This window comes from Lentzea sp. NPDC058450 (assembly GCF_042721395.1).
GTDB lineage: Bacteria > Actinomycetota > Actinomycetes > Mycobacteriales > Pseudonocardiaceae > Lentzea.
Genome location: NZ_JBHXLO010000003.1, coordinates 365,535 through 384,390, shown reverse-complemented (window position 1 = coordinate 384,390; position 18,856 = coordinate 365,535). Strand labels below are relative to the sequence as shown.

The window sequence follows — 18,856 nt, the reverse complement described above, 5'->3', positions numbered from 1 at the left end:
CCTCGGCCAGGACGCCCTTGTGGGGGGGCCTCCCCGCCCTCGGTGTATCGTTGGTGGGGGTTTCAGGCTCCGGGCAGTTCCGGGGCGGGCCGCCGCCACCCGGCGGGCACGGCCCCCACGCTCGTACGTGCGGTCTACCGCGGCTTGGCCTGCTTCGCCGCTTCGACCTCCTCCTCGGTGATGACTCCGGCGGCGATCGCCTCCTCGACGGTGGCCGCGCATCGCTTGGCGTGAGCGGGCGTGTCCTTGTGCCCGCGGCTCAAGAACTTCAAGCACACCTTCAGAAACGCCGCGGAAGCGTCTGTCCAAGCCGGTCGCTTGGGCGGCTCGGGTTTCGCCTGCGTGGTGACCGCGGGTTCTGGCTTCGCTGACGACGTGGCCGTGGTGGGTGTTGTTCCCTGCGTGGGCGATGCCGCCGGTCGAGGCGCCTGAGCCGGTGTGGTGGTCGCAGGCGCCGGGAGTGCCGCGACGGTCTCGGCGGCGGGCTTCGGAGCGGCCGGTGCGGCGGCGGGCGCCGGCGGGCGGGCCGTCTGGTCGACCACGTGGCCGACCAGCGCTGCCGGCACCACGCGCGTACCCGTCGCATAGGCCTCACTCCACGCGATCACCGTCCGCACGTACGACTCGGAGTGGTTGTAGCGGAACACGGCCGCCCGCAGGTCTCCAGGACGAGACAGGTCCATTCCGCCGGAACACAGGTACTTCGCCGCCGACGCGGCCGCGTCGAACACGTTGTGCGGGCTGACGATCCGGTCTCCGTTGCCGTCCGTGCCGTAATGGGCCCACGTGCCGGGAATGAACTGCATCGGCCCCACCGCACGATCCCAGGCGGCGTCGCCGTCCCAGCGCCCACCGTCGGTGTCCCGGATGGCCGCGATGCCAGGCCCGCCCGAGAGCACCGGCCCGAGGATCGCCGGACTGGTCGTGCCCGCGGCGTCGGCCCGGCCACCGCGAGCGTGGCCGGACTCGATGCGGCCGATCGACGCCAGCAGGTGCCACGGCAGGTTGCACCGCGACGACGTCTTCGCCATGAGTTCGGCGGCGGCCTGGTAGGCGGCGAGCACGTTGGCCGGGATGCCCTGGGAGCCGGCGACCGGTGTGAGGAGCGGGCCGAAGACCGGTGAGGACCTGGTCGGCGTCGAGGCGGCCGCGAGCGCGATCGCCCCCGGCGCGGGCCGTTCGGTGATGGGGGCCAGGTTCGGCATGCGTTCGGAGCGGTCGAACCAGTCCGCCGAACTCAATGCCGTGCGTGGCCCTTCGTCGGGCGACCGGGGAACCTCGGTCTCGGCGGCGGGGTGTTCCAGCGTGCTTGCGCCCGCCGCGGTCAGCACCGTCAACGCGAGAGCGAGTCCCACCGTTCTCGGCGAATGCTGACGTGAATGGGATTTGCGAAACACTTGCACTCCCTGTCGTGGCCAGAACGAGCAAACGTTCGTGCTTCATTCATTTACCAGCGGTCCGCAGGTGACCGCAGCAGGAAGGCGTCTGAATCCCTCGGAGGAGTGGTCTGATGGACCTCGTCGTCGTCGCTTTCGAGTCGCGGAAGGATTCCTCATGTGGCAGGCCGAACGCCATTTTTCCGCATCGGATAGGAAGGCCCTGCTTTGTTGTCCACTCTTATCTCCAGGACCTAACGCGGGTAGCCCGCCGTCAGTGCGACAGTGACCGCGGTGATGGCTTGGGTTGCCGCGCCGGGACTTCGGGCCACCAGGATTCGGCGGACCTCGCGTGGGGCGCCCTCGACGCGCAGGGTGATGACGTCGGGAGGTAGTACGGCCGTCATCGGGTCCGGGACGGTGGTGATGCCGAAACCACCGGCGACCAGGTGGAGCTTCGTCAGCCAGTCCTTCGTGCCGTGGGCCACTCGGGCACGGCCTGGCAGGCCCGGCCACACCCCGAGTTGTGGCTCGGAACTCGGGGAAGGCGTGGAGATCCATGAGGCGTCGAGGAGTTCGTCGACGTGCACTGAGGTGCGGCCGGCGAACTGGCCGTTCGCAGAAGCCGCCACGAGGAGTTCCACGTCCTGCACGGTCGTGAGGTGCAGGCCCGGCGACTCGCCGTCCGGCGGCCGGTGCGGCGGGCGGGACGTCAGCACGGCGAGGTCGATCGAACCGCTGCGCAGCGCTCGGACCAGGGCGGGTGTGGTGCCTTCGCGGGTGGTGACCTGGATCCAGGGTGCCGTCGCGGCGAGGCGGTCGAGGGCCGCGGTCAGGAGTACCGGGCCCGCGCTCGGGACCACGCCGAGTCTCACCCGCGCGGTGCCCGGTTCGCCCGCGAGGTCGCGGCTTGCCGCGTCGACCGAGGCCAGGATCGTGCGGGCGTAGCGCAGCAGGGTGAGTCCTTGTGAGGTCAGCCGTACGCCGTCGGGTCGTCGTTCGAAGAGCGTGGCGCCCGCGCTGCGTTCGAGGGCGATCGCCTGACGGGAGACTGCGGACTGCGTGTACCCCAGTTCCGCGGCGGCCGCGGTGAAACTGCCCGACTCGGCGATCTGGCACAGCACCCGCAGATTCGTGCTCGACAGGTCCATGCCTACTACGCATAGCAGAGATGTCTGATCTTCGCTTCCCGCATGGAGAGTCCCGACCTAGCTTCGAGGTACAGACCTGAAGGAGTTCCTGACATGCGAGCAGCGACGTTGACCACCCTCGGCCACCCGCTCACCGTGCACGACGTGCCAGACCCACGAGCCGGAGGCGGCGAGGTGCTGGTGGAGGTTCTCGCGACGTCCGTCCCTCCCTACGCGAACGAGGTCTTCAGCGGAGAACGGCGCTACCCGATCGAGCTGCCGATCATCCCCGGAGTCGGCGGCGTCGGCCGTGTGGTGTTGGCGGGACCGGACGCGACGAAGCTGAAGGCGGGCGATCTGGTGTGGTGCGACTCGACCGTGCGCGCCCGCGATGACGCGCTGACGCCGGACATCGCCTTGCAGGGCTGGAGTTCACGCGGCGAAGGCGGCGCACAGCTGGCACGGCATCTGCACGACGGTGCCTTCGCCGAACTCATGCGCGTCCCCACGGAGAACGCCTACCCGCTGCCGGTGACCGCCGATCCGGTGCGCTGGTCCGCGTTGACCGCCTACACCATCCCGTACGGCGGGTTGCTGGCCGGCGCGCTCGAAGCCGGTGAGACGGTGCTGGTCAGCGGAGCGACCGGCAACCTCGGAAGCGCCGCCGTGGCCGTCGCGCTCGCGATGGGAGCCGGGCGTGTGGTGGCCCCCGGCCGCAACCGCGCCACCCTGGACCTGCTCGCCGACCGCTTCGGTGCGCGGGTGGCACCGGTCGAGCTGACCGGCGACGAAGATGCCGACCGCACCGCCCTGATCGCCGCGGCCGGCGGCCCGATCGACCTGGTGCTCGATCTCCTGCCACCGCAGGCACCCAGTACAGCGGCCCGCGCGGCGGCCATGACCGTGCGCGAGTACGGCCGGGTCGTGCTGATGGGAGGCGTCGGCATGCTCGGCGGCGAGGACTTCGCCCTGCCGTACCCCTGGATCATGCGCAACTCGGTGACCGTGCGAGGACAGTGGATGTACCCGCGCAGGGCGAACGTCGGCATGATCCGCCTCATCGCCTCGGGCGCCCTGGACCTCACGGCCGAGCGCATCACCCGGTTCGGGCTCGACCGGATCAACGAGGCACTCGCGCACGCCGCCGCGAACGGCGGCCCCTTCGACCGCACCGTCCTCGTTCCGAAGGCCTGAGAAGCCGATCTCGGGCACCGCGCTCGTGTGGATGTCGATGTTGCCGGCGAGCTGCTACTTGAGGATGCTGCCGCCGTCGAGGACGGCCACGTTTCCGGTGACGTAGTCCTGGTCCATCAAGCTCACGTAGGCGCGTGCGACGTCCTCTGCATCGGCTACGCGGCCCAGCAGTGTGCCGCCACCGGCCATGGTGAAGAGGCCTTCGCGTGCCTCCTCGGGCATGCCCGCCCACAGCGGCGTGCGCACGACTCCCGGCGCCACGACGTTGACGCGGATCGGGGCGAGTTCGACGGCGAGTGAGACGGCGGCCGCGTTGACCGCCGCGCTGACCGTGGTGCCGAGCAGCTTGCCGGCTCCGCCGCGGAACGCCGCCGCGCCACTGGTCAACGTCACGGAGCCCGAGGGGTTCAGGGTCGGCAGCGCGCTGCGGACGGTGTCCAGGGCGCGGAAGAGGCGGATGTCGAAGAACTTCTGGGCCTGCAACGGGTCGTAGTCCGCGATCACGCCGCGGACGAGGGCGTCACCGGCGGTGTAGACGAGGTGGTCGAACGGGCCGATCTCGGTGAAGAACGCCGCCAGTGAGCCGGGGGACGTCACGTCGACCTGCAGTCCGCGGGCGCCTTCCGGCAGGTCGCCGAGGGCCTGCTGGACGGACTGCTCCGAGCGGGATCCGATGATCACCTGAGGTCCGGCGGCCGCGGCGGCCTGGGCGACGGCGAGGCCGATGCCGCTGGTGCCGCCGACGACGACGATTCGGTCCGAAGTGGAGAGAGCCACGATGTTCTTCCTTTCCCGGTAACTGCTTCCACCCTCCGTTCCGCGGGCCGCGGTGTCCAAGACCGGTTGCTCATCGCCTGATGCTTTGAAGGCATCAGCCGTCACGGAGCGCCGTCTGCGAACACGTCCTCGACGACTTCGGCGAGTGCCCGCAGGACGACGGAGTTCCGGCTGGACTCGAACACCAGGCAGACGGCCGCCGGGGGAAGGTCCGCGACGTGAACGAACGCGAGGTCGGGCCGGCGGTAGTAGCGAGCGGTGGACTCCGGAACGACCACCACGCCCCGGCCCGCGGCGACGGACTCCAGCTTCTCCTCGACCGTCGGTGACATCGCGGCCGTCCCGTCAGGGGGCGGTGCGGGAAGCACCACCCTGCCCGGCCAGCCCGGAACAGCCTCGACCGGTTGCAGCAACAGGTCTCCGGCCAGATCGGCGAGCCGCAGTTCGCCCCGGCCGGCTCGGTGGTCCTCGCTCGGCAGGACGATCGCGCGGTGTTCGGCGTGCAGTTCGACGACCGTCATGCCCTCGTCGTCGAACGGCCGTTGCGCGAAGCTCGCGTCGAACCGGCCTTCCCGCACCCCGATGATCTGATCGGTCCACGAGCTCCGCACCACGTCTACGCGCAGACCGGGGAACCGCGTCTCCAGGGCACGCACCGCCGGGGTGAGGATGAGGCCGGGCATGAACCCGATGGTGATGTTCCGTCGTTCGCGCTCGGCCACCCGGATGCGCCGCTGCAGGACTTCGGCGGAGCGCAGCAGGTGGCGCGCCTCGTCGCGCAGGAGTTCTCCCGCGGGGGCCAGGCGAGTGCCTGTGCGTGACCGCTGGAACAGTTCCACGCCCAGCTCGCGTTCGAGTGTGGCGATCGACCGGCTGAGCGCTGGTTGTGCCATGTGCAGCAGTTCGGCCGCGCGGCCGTAGTTCAGCTCGTCGGCGAGCACGAGGAAGTACCTCAGCCGACGGAGGTCCAGGTCTGCCACGTGAGGATCCGCTTCCGCACGGTCGCCGGCTACTCGGCGCCGCCGATGAGCGCGACGATCGTGCCGGGCGTGCCCGCGCCAGCGATCAGTTCGAAGTCCCGGCGGGCCTCTTCCGCTTCGGCGTGGCTGCGCGGGAACAGTTCTGCTTCGTAGGCGGCGAGAGCGGCTTCGACGTCACCGGGGTGGGTGGCGAGGAACCGGCCGAGTTCGGCGCCGTCGAGCATCGCGAGGTTGGCGCCTTCGCCGTTGGGAGGCGAGACGTGGGCGGCGTCGCCGAGCAGGGTGACACCGGGCACGCGCTCCCAGCGGTGGTCGCCGGGCAGGGCGTTGATCGGGCGGAGCACGGGCGGCGTCTGGCCGTCGGTGATCAGGGCGGTGAGCTCGGGTGCCCAGCCCTCGAACTCGGCCGCGATCGCCGCGGTGGTCGCGGCGGGGTCGGTGAAGTCGATCTCGGCGAACCACTCCGACGACCTCTCGAGCGCGACGTAGGTGTGGAGCACGCCGCCGCTTTCGCGGTGGGCCTGGATGCCCTTGCCGGGGGTGGGGGCGGACATCGCGCCGGCGCCCACCGCCTTCGCCGCTGCCGGGTGCACGGTGTCGGCGTCGTAGAGGTAGGTCTCGACGTAGGAGGTGCCGTAGTACTCCGGCCACGCGTCCGAGAGCAGGGGCCGGACCTTGGACCAGGCGCCGTCGGCGCCGACGAGCAGGTCGCTCGTCGCCGTCGTGCCGTCAGCGAACGTGATCTCGTGGCGGCCCCCGCCCAGCGAGCTGATCGCGGTGACCTTGTGGTTCCACTTCACCGTGCCCTCGGGCAGCGACTCCAGGAGGATCCGCCGCAGGTCCCCGCGCAGCACCTCCGGACGGTGTCCCGTGCCGTCGTCGGCCAGGTCGAGCAGGACCGTGCCGTCCGAGCCCAGCACCCGGTGGGCTTCGGCTCCGGGGCGGATGATCGCGTGGAACTCCTCGGTGAGTCCCGCGGCGGCGAGGGCGATCTGCCCGTTGTGCTCGTGGATGTCGAGCTGTCCGCCCTGGGTGCGGGCCGTGGGGGAGGCGTCGGCCTCGTACACCGTCGACTTGATGCCGTTGACGTGCAGCACGCGGGCGAGGGTGAGCCCGCCGACGCCCGCTCCGATGATCGTGACTTCCGTGCTCATGACCACTCCTCCTCTGGAACGTTGTTCCATTCCATCTTGGAACGAGGTTCCAGACGTGTCAAACTGAGTGCGTGACATCACGGACCCGGCGCACGGACGCCCTCTCCCGGGAGCGGATCGTCGAGGCGGCCGTTCAGCTCCTCGACGCGGACGGTGTGAGCGGGCTGACCTTCCGCGCCCTCGCTGCTCACCTGGCCACCGGTGCCGGCGCGATCTACTGGCACGTCGCCAACAAGAACGAACTCCTCGACGCCGCCACCGACGCCGTCGTGTCCATCGCGCTCTCGACACCACCCGACAGCGGGACACCCGAAGCGCGGATCCGAGCCGTGGCGCTCGGCCTGTACGAAGCGATCGATCGGCACGCGTGGCTCGGCGCGCAGCTCGCCACGCAGTTCGCGCGCAATCCGCTGAACACGGTGGCGCCGCGCATCTGGGAGAGCTTCGGGCAGCAGGTCCGCACGCTCGGCGTGCCCGAGGAGGCCTGGTTCAACTCCACGTCCGCGCTCGTGAACTACGTGCTGGGCGCGGCGGGGCAGAACGCGGCCAACCGTGAGACCGTGCACAGCGAGGTCGTGGAACGCGAGGACTACGTCGAGTCGGTCGCGTCGGCGTGGGAGCAGCTCGATCCTGACGAGTACCCCTTCGTGCGGGCGGTCGCCGGTCAGCTCCGCGATCACGACGACCAGGAGCAGTTCCTGTCCGGTGTGGACATCGTCGTCGCTGGAGTCGTGGAGGTCCATCGCAAGCGTTAATGCATCGACGCGCGCCCACTCCCTCAGCCAGACGTCAGACGGTCTTGACGAGTTCCTTCCAGATCACCTCGGCCGCGCGATCGTCCGTGAGGTGGTTGACGACGACGGCGACCGTGATGCCACGGGACCTGTCCGTGCCGGCCATCGAGTTGAACCCGACGTAGCTGCCGCCGTGGCCCTGCCAGGTGCGCCCGGCCACGGTCTGCGGATAGGTGCCCATCCCATAGCCCTTGAAGATCGGGTCGGAACCCGACTGCGGGCTGGCTTTGACCATCTGCTGCACGGTCGCGGGCCGCAGCAGCCTGTCGCACGCGAACACCGCGTCGAGCACCATGCCCACACCGGTGGCGGTGCCGGCGACCAGTCCGTCGGTGAACGGGAGCCCGTAGAGGTCGGTCGGGATGCCCGTCGCGCCGTACGCGGTGAAGAAGTCCTGCAGGGAACCGTTCTCCTCGCGGGTGTAGCCGTGCACGAAGCGCGAGAACGCCTGCGGTGAACGTTCCGCGGTGATCATGGCGTCGGTCAACGGCATCTGCGCGGTGCCCGCCTTTTGAAGGAACTGCCGGAACGCGCGGTGGAACGCGTCCACCCCTCCGGCGGTCTTGACCAGGACCTGCCCCAGGACGTGGTAGCCGGTGTTGGAGTAGTCGAAGCGCCTGCCCGGATTGACCGGCTGGCGGATACCCGCGTTGAGCATCTCGAAGGTGTAGGGCCGGTTCGGGTCGTACCGCGCGCCGGGCGGGAACAACGGCTCGACCGCCGGATCCGCGTACACGTCCGGGTAGCCGGCGGTGTGAGTGAGCAGCATCCGGGGCGTGACCACCCGTGAGCCGGCCACCGTGTCGCTGAGGTAAGTGGAGATCGGGGTGTCGAGAGCGATCACGCCCTTCTCGACCTGGGACAGCGCGAACGCCGCGACGAGCAGTTTGCTGAGGCTGGCGTAGGCGAACATCGAGTTGTCGTCCACCGGCCTGGACGGGGTGATGATCGCCTTGCCGCGGTGGGCCGTCCACACCGGTTGGCCCTGGCGGATCGCGACGGCCTGGGCGCCCAGGTCCCCGTACTTCGCGGTGGACCGTGCCAGCGCCGCGTCGAGCCGTTGGCGGAGGTCGTCCCGAGGTGCGCCGGTCGCGGAGATCGGGAGAACCGTCACCGCGCCGGCAGCGGCCGCCGCACCGGTGACCACGAGGAAGGTACGGCGTGGGATGTTGCCGCTCATCGTTGCTCCTGGAGGTTGATCGTTCGGATGTCGGTGGTGACCGCGGCGAGGGCGTCTTCGTCGACGATCGCGCCGCTGCCCGCACCGGACGGGATTTCGAGGTGGCTGTCGGTCAGTTCGAACGGCTGGGTGATGTCGCGCGCGTAGTAGCGGCTGGTGGCCGAGATGTCGGCGGGCAGGGTGAAGCCGGGCAACGCCGCGAGGGCCAGGTTGGCTGCTCTGCCGATGCCCGTCTCGAGGACGCCGCCGCAGAACACCGGGATGCCTTGAGCGCGACAGAAGTCGTGGATCGCTCTCGCTTCGAGATAGCCGCCGACTCTGGCGGGCTTGATGTTGATGACCTGGGCCGCGCCCAGCGCGATCGCGGTGGCGGCGCCGGAGAGGCTGGTGATCGACTCGTCGAGGCAGATCGGGGTGGTGATCCGCTCGGCGAGCCGTGCGTGGGCGACGAGGTCGTCCGCGTGGAACGGTTGCTCCAGCAGGAGAAGGCCGAAGTCGTCCAGCGCCTGGAGGGTGGTGAGGTCGGCGCTGCCGTAAGCCTGGTTCGCGTCGACCTGGAGCAGCAGTTCGTCACCGAAGACCCGGCGCACGGCGCCCACGGGCTCGACGTCCCACCCCGGTCGAATCTTCAGCTTGATCCGGCCGTAGCCCTCGGCGACGTGAGCCGTCACCCACTCCAGGAGTTCGGCGATGCTGGTCGCGATACCGACCGAGACACCCACCGGAATCCGTTGCCGCACGCCGCCGAGGTGATCGGCCAGGGGCACTCCGCGACCGCGGAGGTCCGCGTCCAGGACGGCGGTCTCCACGGCCGCCTTCGCGAGCACGTTGCCGGGCACTCGCCGCATCGCTTCGCGTGCGAACGCCGCCGTGATCCGCTCGGCTGTTCCCAGTCGCGGAAGCAGGACGTGCTCGATGACATGCCTTGCCCCGTCGAGGTATTCGCCGAAGAAGACGGGGGAGGGGTCGGCGGCGCACTCGCTCCACCCCTCACCGTGCGGTCCGATCCAGTGCAGCAGCAACAGCTCCCGGACCGTCTCGAAGGCGTGTGCGGTCCTGAATGGACGGACGAGCGGCATGCGCACGGTGCGCAGCTCGACCTGGACTCCGGTCACGAGACCTGCTCCCCGCGAACGAGGACGTAGCACCCGTCGCCGGTGATGCCGGCCGCGCTGTAGCCGCGTGCCCAGGTTCGGTCCAGGACCTCGCGCAGTGCCATCCTCCACCGCTTCGCCTTGGCGGGATCGGACCTGCGCATCGCTTCGACGTCCTGGGGAATCCAGGCCCGCAGCACGGGTTCGTCGGCCACGTCGACGATCGTCGGCTCGCCGTCGGTGTCGTGGCCGAGCACGCGAGGTCCCAGCTCGGCCACCACGAGGAGCGGCGCGGGTGTGACCAGGTGCCAGGCGACGACGAACCTGTCGGTGTGGTCGGCCTTGTTCACCGCGTCGTTGATCGGCGGGTAGAAGTCCTTGCGGTAGTCGGTGACCAGGGCTCCGAGGCGGTTGAGGTTGAAGTGCGCGTTGCGCCGCACGAGCGGGTCGAACGTCCACACCATGGTGGTCGCGCCGCGGTTGAGCGCCCACAGTCGCTGGGTCTGCTTGAGCGCCATCCCGATGCCGCGGCCGGCGTGCCCGGGCACCACCGCGGCGATCAGCGAGTGCAGCCGGTGGGACCCGGGCTCTCCGGCGACTCCGACCGTCAGACCCACCATCGTCTCTTCGGCGAACGCCCCGAGCACGCAACCTCCGCTGTGCTGCAGGGCCAGCAGCAGATCGGCGGGGAACGGGGCCGCGTTGACGGGCGCGCCCCACACCGCGGCGAGCAGTTCCTCCGCGTCCACGCATTCGTCCGTGCTGTGCAGCTCCCGCACGGTCACACCGGCCAGGCGGGAGGCCTTGTAGGCGGCCTGGACGGCGTCCCTGGTCGGTCCTGCCTCGATCGTCACGTCAGCCGCCCGTAGATCGTCGGCAAGCCCGCAATCTGGACCGTGGCCCGCCGTTCTCCCTTGTCCGCCAGCGGATCTCGGTTGTCGACGGTGAGGGTGAACGCACGTTCGGCACCGCCCGCGAGCCTGCCGATCCCGCTGACGGTGAACCACCCGTCGGCGGTCTGCAGCCTGCCGAGCCGGACCGAGTGCAGCACGCCTGCCGGGCCGGCGACGACGATCGCGCCGGTGGCGGCCGGAGCTGTGGAACGCTGAGCCAGCGCGGCCGCGACGACCGTGCCGCCGCGCCCGTTCGGCGAACCCACGAAGCCGGTCGCGGTCGCCTTGAGGTCGCGACCGACGTTCTGCGCGCGGGTCGGCATGCTCGACGCCCGCCGCAACGCCTGTCCGGCACCGGCTTTGGTCGGCTCGCCGTTGATCAGCGCGAGCTCGCCGTTGACGAACACCCAGCGCACGCCGACGGAGTACTGCTTCGGGTTCTCGAACGTCGCGCGGTCGCTGATCGTCCTGGGGTCGAAGACCGTCACGTCCGCGGCCATGCCCTCGGCGAGGAAGCCGCGGTCGACCACGCCGACCATCGTCGCCGGGAGACCGGTCATCTTGCGGATCGCTTCCTCCCACGTCAGGAGACCGCGCTCGCGGACGTACCGGCCGAGCACACGGGGATAGCTGCCGTAGTGCCTGGGGTGGGTCTCCGCGGACTCCGTCACGCCTCCGTCGGAGGAGAACGCGATGAAGGGATCGGTCAGGAAGCGGGAGAGGTCGTCCTCGGAGCCGATGTGCATGACGGCGAGGACCCAGCCGTTGTGCGCGGCGAGGATTCGCATGATCGCCTCGCCGATCGTCACGCCGCCGTACTCCGCCATGAACGCGTCGAGCGACTTGTTGGCCAGTTCCGGCATGGAGACCTTGTCCGGGGTGCCGACGTCGTCGATCACGAACGCGGTGGTCTCCGCGTCGATGCGCGAGCGCAGTGCCGGATCGGCGAAGCGGGCGAGCATCGCGGTGGTGCCGCCGTCCTTCGCCCAGCCCGGGACGTAGAAGTCCAGGCCGGTCGAGGCCGCCGTGTACGGGTAGACGTCGCCGCCGGCGTGCGTGCCGGACGCCCTGGCCTCACCGAGCAGGCCCAGCATGGTCGCCGACTTGCCCCAGTTGAGCGGGCCGGCGACCTTCATGTGCGTGATCTCGGGCATCAGCCCGGCGGCCCTGCCGATCGAGATGTCCTCCACAGTGGACTCGACGACCAGGTTCGTCTCGTCGCGCATGTGGTCGCTGAAGAACGCACGCCAAGAACGTGCCCCGCGCACGACGTCGATCACTTCGTTCGTACGCGCGTAGGAGGCCGGTGGGTAGCCCAGTCCACTGGAGACTCCCCAGGCGCCCTGGCGCATCGCGCTTTCGACGCGGTCGCGCATCTGGGTGGTCTGCGCCGCGGTCGGCCTGGTGTCGGTCTCACCCATCGTGGCCGCCCACACGGTGTTGAAACCGACGTAGGGAGCGACGTTGATGCCCTTCTCGGCCCGGTCGAGCTCGTTCAGCTGCTTGTCGATCTCGTAGGTGCCGAAACCGTCCGGGCCGAGCATTTCGGTGGTGACGCCCTGGGTGAGCGAGCTCTTCGCGCTCACGAGTGGCGACCCGGTCTCGGTGTGCGCGTGAACGTCGATGAAGCCAGGCGACACGTACTGGCCGGTGGCGTCGTACGTGATGCGCGTGCTGACTCGGCCGAGATCACCGATCCGGTGGATGCGACCGTCCTTGATGCCGACGTCGGTGATGCGGCCGGGCGTTCCGCTGCCGTCGAACACCGTGCCGCCGTGGATGATCGCGTCGAGCCGGAGCGGGGGAGGCGCGGCGTTCGCCTCGGCGGGAACGCAGAGCACGAGACCGGCGGCCAGCGCGACCGCCCAGCGCCGTCGTGACTTCGCTTGCATGGTGGAGATTCCTTTTCGGTCAGGCGTCGAGCCGCGAGTGGTGGCGGCTGTAGAGCGCGTAGACGACGAAGGCGACCAGGAGCCAGCCGCCGAACAGGAGGTACGTGTCGGCGGGAAGCTGGTAGACCAGGTAGCCGCAGCAACCGATGGAGAGCAGGGGCACCACCGGGTAGCCGGGCACCGAGAAGCCGCGTTCGAGATCGGGTTCCCGGCGGCGCAGGATGATCACGCCGAGGGAGACCACGGCGAAGGCGACCAGAGCGCCCATGCTGGTCAGATTCGCCAGCTGTTCGAGCGGCACGACCGCGGCGACCAGCGCGACGAACCCGCCGACGACGAGCGTGCCGGCCACCGGCGTGCCCCGGCGTGGCTCGACCCGGCAGAAGACCGGCGGCACGATTCCGTCGCGCCCCATCGAGTACAGGATGCGCGTCTGTCCGTAGAGGACGATCAGGATCACGCTGACGACCGAGACCACCACGCCCGCCGAGAACACCGGACCCGGCCATCCTGCCGTCGTGACCTTCTCCAGAATCGCCGAGAGGCCGGCTTTCTGGCCTTCGAACTCCGTCCACGGCTGCGCGCCGATGCCGACCACGGCGACCAGCACGTACACCGCCGTGATGACCAACAGCGAGAACAGGATGGCCAACGGCAGCGTGCGGCGCGGGTTGCGCACCTCCTCACCCGCCGTGGAGACCGCGTCCAGGCCGATGAACGAGTAGAAGATGGTCGCCGCCGCCACGCCGACACCCGCCACGCCCAGCGGGGCGAACGGGTGCAGGTTCCCCGCGTCGAAACCGGACGCTCCGACGACGACGAACAGCGTCAGAATCCCGAGCTTGAGCAGCACCATCACGGTGTTGACCACGGCAGACTCCCTGGCGCCGCGGACCAGCAGAAGGCTGCACAGCGCGACGAGGACGACCGCGGGGAGGTTGACGTACCCACCGCCGCCGGGCGGCGCCGAGACGGCCGCCGGCATCTGGGCGCCGAACAGCCGTTCGGTCAGGTCGTTGAGGTACTCGCCCCAGGTGACCGCGATGACCGCGCCGGAGACGGCGTACTCGAGCAGCAGGCACCAGCCGACCACGACGGCGGCGAGTTCGCCGAGGGTCGCGTAGGCGTAGGAGTACGACGACCCGGCGACAGGGACGGCGGAGGCTAGTTCGGCGTAGCACAACGCGGTCAGCGCGGCGGTGACCGCGCCGATGACGAACGACAGGATCACCGCCGGCCCGGCCTTCGGCACGGTCGAGTTGAGCGCGAAGAAGATCCCGGTGCCGATCGTGCCGCCGATGCCGATCATCGTCAGCTGGAACGTGCCCAGGGAACGGCGCAGACCGGCGTTGTCGTCTGCTCCTGATGCGAGAAAGGCATCAACGGGTTTGCGTCTCAGCAGTTGACGCAACAGCGGTGCTGCGGTGGTCAAGGCGGTACCTCCCGTTCCGAGATCTTGTGAATTCTCAGGTCTCGGGGAGTGCCTTGTCGTTGGCGGAACTGCCTATACTGCGGCGGTGCAGATGCCGGAATCGCCAACGGTGGGCGGCACCAGCGAAGAGCTCTACGCGTTGGCCGACGCCATGGCGGCGGTCATCGGCGGATCTGTGTCCATAGAGGACCTGGACAACCGCGTGCTCGCCTACTCGTCGCTCCCACAGCAACGGATCGATGACCTGCGCCGCAAGGGAATCCTGGAGCGTCGCGTCCCCGACCAGCCCGAGCAGCGAGAGCAGTACCAACAGGTGCTCGCGGCCCAGGGAGTCCTGCGGCTGCCCGTGCTGGCCGCGGACGAGTTGCCGCGCGCCGCCGTCGCTATCCGCGTGGGAGCGCGACCACTCGGCACGATCTGGGCGATCGAGGGCGACGCGCCGTTGACCGACTCAGGTGAGTCCGCACTGCTCGACGGCGCCCGCCTGGCCGCGGCTCTCCTGCTCGGCCATCACCGACCATCGGCGCTTGACCGGCACGGGCGTGACGGAGTATTGCGCAACGCCTTGCTGGGCAACGACGATGCGAACGAGACGCGTGTCCGGCTCGGCGTGCCGGACCCGCCACGGCTGACGTTGCTCGGGTTCGCTCAGGCCGTCGACGCGGACCACGGCGCTCGTCACGACATAGGACTGAGCGCGGCCGTCGCACGACATTGGGCTGCGGTGTCCGCGGAAGCTCCTGTCGCCACGATCAACCGCGGCGTCTACGTCCTGCTGCTCGACGACCCACCCGCGACCGCTCGGCGGCTTGCCGAGCAGGCGGTCGCGGCCGTGGAAAGGACGCTGGACTCGTCCGTGCGTTGCGCGCTGAGCCGCACGACGCACGACACCGCGGAGGTGCCGTCGTTGCGCGGCGAGGTGGACGCGATTCTCCGCGTCACCACCGCCGGTCACGACGGGAGACCGGTCGCCACGCTCGGCGAGGTCCACGCCGGCGTGCTGCTCACGCACCTGTCCGACGAGCTCACCCGTCACCCCGGGCTGCGTCATCCGGGCATCGAGGCGATGGTCGAGCACGATCGCCTGCACCGCACCCAGTACGCGGCGTCGGTCACCGCGTGGCTGGAAGCCGCCTGCAACATCGGCGACGCCTCCCAGCGGCTGGCCGTCCACCCCAACACCCTCAAGTACCGCCTCCGTCGCATCCCGGAACTGTTCGGGGTGGACCCGCTCGGCCACCCGGACGACCGGCTTTCCTGCTGGCTTCAACTGCGTCTCGCGCGAGTGGCCGTGGAGGGAATCGAATCGATGGGCCGGCATTGACCGGCTCGGCGTTCTGGTGGCGGCTGGGTATGTTCGACTGAAGTCAGGGGGTACCCTGGTCGCATGCCCATGCGGATGCAGGGGCCACTGTCCGAACTGGACCAGTGGCAGCGGGACCGGTGCTCCATCGCGATGGCGCTGGAGATCGTCGGCACCAAGTCGGCCGTGCTGCTCCTGCGCGAAGCCTTCTACGGGACCACCAGGTTCGACGGCTTCGCGCGGCGCGTCGGGATCACGGAGTCCGTCGCGGCCAAGCGGCTCAAGGAGCTCGTCGACGCCGGTGTGTTCGAGAAGCGGCCGTACCAGGAGCCGGGCGACCGGACCCGCCACGAGTACGTGCTGACCGAGATGGGTACCGCGCTGCTTCCGGTGATCGTCGCGCTCATGCAGTGGGGGGACGCCTACCTGCAGGAGGACGGCGGGCCGCTCCGGGTCGTGTCGACGGCCACCGGGGAGCCGGTGGCCGTGCGGGTCGGGACGCGCGAGGACGCATCGCTGACGGCGGAGGACCTGACGGTTCAGGTCAATCGCTGACCGGTGTCAGTCGTCGAGTCGCTCGATGACCGTCGCGTTGGCGAGGCCGCCTGCTTCGCACATGACCTGGAGGCCGTAGCGGCCGCCCGTTTGTTCCAGGTTGGTGAGCAGGGTCGTCATGAGGCGTGCGCCCGAGGCGCCGAGTGGATGTCCGATGGCGATGGCGCCGCCGTTGATGTTCACCTTGCCGAGGTCGGCGCCCGTTTCCGCCTGCCACGCCAGCACTACCGAGGCGAAGGCCTCGTTGACCTCGAAGGCGTCGATGTCGCTCAGGGACAGTCCGGCTCGGGTCAGGACCTTGGCGGTGGCGGGGATGATTCCGGTGAGCATGAGCACCGGGTCGTCTCCCACCACGGCGAACGAGTGCAGGCGCGCGCGGGGGCGGAGTCCCAGTCGTGCGGCCGTTTCCTCGCTGGCCACGAGGACGGCGGCGGCGCCGTCGTTGACCGGTGAGCTGTTGCCCGCGGTGGTGCGCCAGTCCAGGTCCGGGTAGCGCGTGGCCCAGTGGTCGGTGCGGAACGCGGGGCGGAGTCCGGCCAGGACCTCTGCGGTCGTGTCCGGGCGGATCGTCTCGTCTGCCCGCAGGTCGTTGACGAGGGTCGTCTGCTGGTCGAACGCTCCGTTCTTCCACGCTGCCGCGGCGGCCTCGTGGGATCGCGCGGAGAAGTCGTCCAGTTGGGTGCGGGAGAGGTTCCAGCGCTGGGCGATCAGTTCCGCGCTGATGCCTTGAGGGACGAGACCGTTCTCGTAGCGTGCGCTGACCGCGGGGCCGACGAAGTCCTTGCCCAGCGTCTGTGAACCGATCGGGATGCGGCTCATCGACTCGACCCCCGACGCGATCACGAGGTCGTAGGCGCCGGCGATCACGCCCTGAGCGGCGAAGTGCAGGGCTTGCTGGCTGGAACCGCACTGGCGGTCGACCGTCACGCCTGGCACCGACTCGGGGAATCCCGCGGCGAGCGCGGACCAGCGCGCGATGTTGCCGGACTGCTCGCCGACCTGGCCCACGGCCCCGCTGATGACGTCGTCGATCAGGCTCGGGTCGATGCCGGTGCGTTCCACCAGCGCGGCCAGGACCGTGCTGTGCAGGTCGACCGGGTGGACGTCCGAGTAGGCGCCGCCGGGCTTTCCCTTGGCGAGCGGTGTGCGCACGGCGTCGACGATGACAGCGTTCGCGGTGCTCATGGGTCCTCCTGCTGCGGCGAGCTGACTTTGCTGGGTGCTAGTCAGCCACGAGGCTAACCGCTAACTTCACAGAAGCCAAGTCAGGTGGTGGCGCGTCGCCGGGTGGGCCGGTCAGGACGACCCCCTGCACCAGAGATCGTCCTGACCGGGGAGAAGGCCGCGCTCAGGAGGGGCGGCCTTCAGTCATCACGCGGCTTTCTGGCCATACGCGGGTGGTGTCGCCCAGCAGTCGCCGGACCACACCGCGACCTCGTCCGTCGTCGAGGCCGTCGAGGCCCTGCCGCCGGCGAAGCTCCGGTTGACCCAGTTGGCTTCGGCGGCGCTCGGGTTGACGTTGCGGCAGCTGGTGCCGGCGCTGCCGCCGGACATGAGGATCGAGCAGTCGCGGTTGTAGTTGTCGCGCAGGCCGAGGCTGTGGCCCATCTCGTGCGTGACCACGCGCAACGGCGAGTACCCCTGGTTGATCTGCTGGCGGTCCAGGAAGATCCATCCGGAACCGTGCCCGATGGACGCGCGTGAGCCGCCGCCGCTGCCCACCGTGATCGTGATGTTGCCGCCCGAGCCGACCTGGGACATGCGGATGTTCGGCACGTGCGAGTTCCAGATCTGGGTCGCCTGGCCGACGTACTGGCTGTACTCGGCGCCGCCGCTGACGGTGATCGCACGAACCGCGACGGTCGACTCCGCAGGGGCCGCTGTCGCCGTGACCGGTGCGGCGACGAGAGCCAGCATGGTCAGCCCGGTCGCCGCCGTGAGTAATTTGCGAATGGACAAGTCGATCTCCGTACTTCGCAGGGATGATGCGCCTTCACGCTAATGTTCGAGTAGCGGTGTGCAAGGCATTGGGCGCCGGCGTTCGGAAAATGGCGAACGGACGATGTGGAAACTCCCTATGTCGTGGTAATGTCTGGAAATACTCTGGAATTCCAGTGAAATCGCGACTGCCTCGACAGCGGAGGTGGCATGACTGCGAGCACGGGTTCGTCGTCGAAGTTCGGTACGGCGCTGAGGGGCGCGATTCGCGACAGCGGGCTGACCCTGCAGGGCGTTCAGGCCCGCCTCGCCCGCCGGGGCGTCATCGTCGGGATCGCGACGCTGAGCAGCTGGCAGCAGGGGCGCAACCGGCCGGAACACGCCGACTCGCTGCGCGCGGTCAGGGCGCTCGAGGACATGTTCGACCTGCCGTCGGGCACGCTGTTCGCGCTGCTCGGGCCCAGACGCCCGCGCGGCAGGCTCGGTGGCGGCGCCCGGTACGACGCCACCCCCAGGTGGGATGCCGTCTCCGGCATGATCGGGGAACTCCGGCCGGTCGCGCTGGAGGGAGTGCGCGTCCTGTTCGTCGAGGACCAGGTCGAGCTGACGGCCGACGGCGGGCTGCGCGAGGTGCGCACGCGGTTCATGGCCGAGGCCGAGGTTGACGGCCTGAACCGCTGTTGCGCGGTCTACTTCGCGGTCCCCGGGCAGGACGTCGACTCCGTGCGGACGGTGCCGGTCAGGGGGTGCCGGCTCGGCCGGGTGCACCGCGACCACGAGAACGGGCTGGCCGGCACCGAGCTCCTGCTCGACCGCACGTACCTGCGCGGCGAGGCCTTCGTCATCGAGTACAAGGCCGTCGTCGGCGAACCGGCGAACGACGACGAGTACTTCAGGGCGATCACGCGCCCGATCGGGCTGTACGTAGCCCAGGTCAACTTCGACCGGGCGCGGTTGCCGGTGCGGTGCTACCGCTTCCAGAGTTCGTCGGGGAATCGGACCGAGAAAGAAATCGGTGTGATCGACGGTCACACCGCGCTGCTGGCCGAGGAGAATGCCGGATCAGGTGAGTGCGGGATTCGCTGGGAATGGGAGTAGGCGCACGTCAGGAATTGTCGTGAACCGTGCGGCCGGCCCGCACTCGGGGTCGCGTCGTCTCTGCCG

17 protein-coding genes are annotated in these 18,856 nt (G+C 69.7%); 5 read left to right on the top strand and 12 right to left on the bottom strand.

Annotated elements, in window-relative coordinates; all coding sequences use genetic code 11:
* Window positions 1-134: 134 nt before the first annotated feature.
* Together ACFWNN_RS08010 and ACFWNN_RS08005 are read right to left on the bottom strand one after the other, a co-directional pair.
* Window positions 135-1,355: a lytic transglycosylase domain-containing protein gene (locus ACFWNN_RS08010; protein WP_382439138.1), complete on the bottom strand. Its 1,221-nt coding sequence runs from the start codon at window positions 1,353-1,355 to the stop codon at window positions 135-137.
* Window positions 1,356-1,630: 275 nt separating this feature from the next.
* Window positions 1,631-2,527, bottom strand: coding sequence for a LysR family transcriptional regulator (locus tag ACFWNN_RS08005; RefSeq protein WP_382439137.1), 897 nt, complete (start codon window positions 2,525-2,527; stop codon window positions 1,631-1,633).
* Window positions 2,528-2,620: 93 nt separating this feature from the next.
* Between ACFWNN_RS08005 and ACFWNN_RS08000 the strand changes: the two genes are divergently transcribed.
* A complete protein-coding gene (locus ACFWNN_RS08000) occupies window positions 2,621-3,700 on the top strand; it encodes an alcohol dehydrogenase catalytic domain-containing protein (protein ID WP_382439136.1) in 1,080 nt (359 codons plus the stop codon).
* Between the two features lie 54 nt (window positions 3,701-3,754).
* Here ACFWNN_RS08000 and ACFWNN_RS07995 read toward each other — a convergent pair whose 3' ends face one another.
* The 3 genes from ACFWNN_RS07995 to ACFWNN_RS07985 form a co-directional block, all read right to left on the bottom strand.
* Window positions 3,755-4,477: an SDR family oxidoreductase gene (locus tag ACFWNN_RS07995; RefSeq protein WP_382439135.1), complete on the bottom strand. Its 723-nt coding sequence runs from the start codon at window positions 4,475-4,477 to the stop codon at window positions 3,755-3,757.
* 101 nt (window positions 4,478-4,578) lie between these two features.
* Complete coding sequence (locus tag ACFWNN_RS07990) at window positions 4,579-5,457, bottom strand: LysR family transcriptional regulator (protein WP_382439134.1); 879 nt, start codon at window positions 5,455-5,457, stop codon at window positions 4,579-4,581.
* 29 nt (window positions 5,458-5,486) lie between these two features.
* On the bottom strand, window positions 5,487-6,611 hold the full coding sequence (locus ACFWNN_RS07985; protein WP_382439133.1) for an FAD-dependent oxidoreductase: 1,125 nt from the start codon (window positions 6,609-6,611) through the stop codon (window positions 5,487-5,489).
* 71 nt (window positions 6,612-6,682) lie between these two features.
* Here ACFWNN_RS07985 and ACFWNN_RS07980 point away from each other — a divergent pair, with 71 nt between their 5' ends.
* A complete protein-coding gene (locus ACFWNN_RS07980) occupies window positions 6,683-7,366 on the top strand; it encodes a TetR/AcrR family transcriptional regulator (protein ID WP_382439132.1) in 684 nt (227 codons plus the stop codon).
* A 34-nt stretch (window positions 7,367-7,400) separates the two neighbouring features.
* Here the strand turns inward: ACFWNN_RS07980 and ACFWNN_RS07975 are convergent, their stop codons facing one another.
* The 5 genes from ACFWNN_RS07975 to ACFWNN_RS07955 are packed head-to-tail and all read right to left on the bottom strand — an operon-like array spanning window position 7,401 to window position 13,896.
* Window positions 7,401-8,585, bottom strand: a complete 1,185-nt coding sequence (locus tag ACFWNN_RS07975) for a serine hydrolase domain-containing protein (RefSeq protein WP_382439131.1) — start codon at window positions 8,583-8,585, stop codon at window positions 7,401-7,403.
* On the bottom strand, window positions 8,582-9,664 hold the full coding sequence (gene menC, locus ACFWNN_RS07970) for an o-succinylbenzoate synthase (protein ID WP_382439172.1): 1,083 nt from the start codon (window positions 9,662-9,664) through the stop codon (window positions 8,582-8,584). The genes ACFWNN_RS07975 and menC overlap by 4 nt, the downstream gene beginning before the upstream one ends.
* Before the next feature lie 32 nt (window positions 9,665-9,696).
* Window positions 9,697-10,533 (bottom strand): GNAT family N-acetyltransferase, encoded by an 837-nt coding sequence (locus ACFWNN_RS07965; protein WP_382439130.1) that lies wholly within the window; start codon window positions 10,531-10,533, stop codon window positions 9,697-9,699.
* Complete coding sequence (locus tag ACFWNN_RS07960) at window positions 10,530-12,464, bottom strand: amidohydrolase family protein (RefSeq protein WP_382439129.1); 1,935 nt, start codon at window positions 12,462-12,464, stop codon at window positions 10,530-10,532. Before ACFWNN_RS07960 ends, ACFWNN_RS07965 begins: the two co-directional genes overlap by 4 nt.
* Window positions 12,465-12,483: 19 nt before the next feature.
* A complete protein-coding gene (locus ACFWNN_RS07955) occupies window positions 12,484-13,896 on the bottom strand; it encodes an APC family permease (protein ID WP_382439128.1) in 1,413 nt (470 codons plus the stop codon).
* 91 nt (window positions 13,897-13,987) lie between these two features.
* Between ACFWNN_RS07955 and ACFWNN_RS07950 the strand changes: the two genes are divergently transcribed.
* Both ACFWNN_RS07950 and ACFWNN_RS07945 read left to right on the top strand, forming a co-directional pair.
* Complete coding sequence (locus ACFWNN_RS07950) at window positions 13,988-15,220, top strand: PucR family transcriptional regulator (RefSeq protein ID WP_382439171.1); 1,233 nt, start codon at window positions 13,988-13,990, stop codon at window positions 15,218-15,220.
* 63 nt (window positions 15,221-15,283) lie between these two features.
* Complete coding sequence (locus ACFWNN_RS07945) at window positions 15,284-15,754, top strand: winged helix-turn-helix transcriptional regulator (RefSeq protein ID WP_382439127.1); 471 nt, start codon at window positions 15,284-15,286, stop codon at window positions 15,752-15,754.
* 6 nt (window positions 15,755-15,760) lie between these two features.
* On the opposite strand, the gene ACFWNN_RS07940 is transcribed toward ACFWNN_RS07945, so the two are convergent.
* Both ACFWNN_RS07940 and ACFWNN_RS07935 read right to left on the bottom strand, forming a co-directional pair.
* On the bottom strand, window positions 15,761-16,939 hold the full coding sequence (locus ACFWNN_RS07940; protein ID WP_382439126.1) for a thiolase family protein: 1,179 nt from the start codon (window positions 16,937-16,939) through the stop codon (window positions 15,761-15,763).
* A gap of 186 nt (window positions 16,940-17,125) precedes the next feature.
* Complete coding sequence (locus tag ACFWNN_RS07935; protein WP_382439125.1) at window positions 17,126-17,713, bottom strand: snapalysin family zinc-dependent metalloprotease; 588 nt, start codon at window positions 17,711-17,713, stop codon at window positions 17,126-17,128.
* Between the two features lie 189 nt (window positions 17,714-17,902).
* On the opposite strand from ACFWNN_RS07935, the gene ACFWNN_RS07930 reads away from it, so the two are divergent.
* Entirely contained in the window at window positions 17,903-18,790 is an 888-nt protein-coding gene (locus tag ACFWNN_RS07930; RefSeq protein ID WP_382439124.1) for a hypothetical protein, read from the top strand.
* The last annotated feature ends 66 nt before the right edge of the window (window positions 18,791-18,856 follow it).

Bases quoted from the DNA above. Each gene is read 5' to 3' on its own strand.
- ACFWNN_RS07950 (WP_382439171.1), top strand. From the start codon at position 13,988: ATGCCGGAATCGCCAACGGTGGGCGGCACCAGCGAAGAGCTCTACGCG.
- ACFWNN_RS08000 (WP_382439136.1), top strand. From the start codon at position 2,621: ATGCGAGCAGCGACGTTGACCACCCTCGGCCACCCGCTCACCGTGCAC.
- ACFWNN_RS08005 (WP_382439137.1), bottom strand. From the start codon at position 2,527: ATGGACCTGTCGAGCACGAATCTGCGGGTGCTGTGCCAGATCGCCGAG.
- ACFWNN_RS07975 (WP_382439131.1), bottom strand. From the start codon at position 8,585: ATGAGCGGCAACATCCCACGCCGTACCTTCCTCGTGGTCACCGGTGCG.
- menC (WP_382439172.1), bottom strand. From the start codon at position 9,664: ATGCCGCTCGTCCGTCCATTCAGGACCGCACACGCCTTCGAGACGGTC.
- ACFWNN_RS07960 (WP_382439129.1), bottom strand. From the start codon at position 12,464: ATGCAAGCGAAGTCACGACGGCGCTGGGCGGTCGCGCTGGCCGCCGGT.
- ACFWNN_RS07945 (WP_382439127.1), top strand. From the start codon at position 15,284: ATGCCCATGCGGATGCAGGGGCCACTGTCCGAACTGGACCAGTGGCAG.
- ACFWNN_RS07930 (WP_382439124.1), top strand. From the start codon at position 17,903: ATGACTGCGAGCACGGGTTCGTCGTCGAAGTTCGGTACGGCGCTGAGG.
- ACFWNN_RS07940 (WP_382439126.1), bottom strand. From the start codon at position 16,939: ATGAGCACCGCGAACGCTGTCATCGTCGACGCCGTGCGCACACCGCTC.
- ACFWNN_RS07985 (WP_382439133.1), bottom strand. From the start codon at position 6,611: ATGAGCACGGAAGTCACGATCATCGGAGCGGGCGTCGGCGGGCTCACC.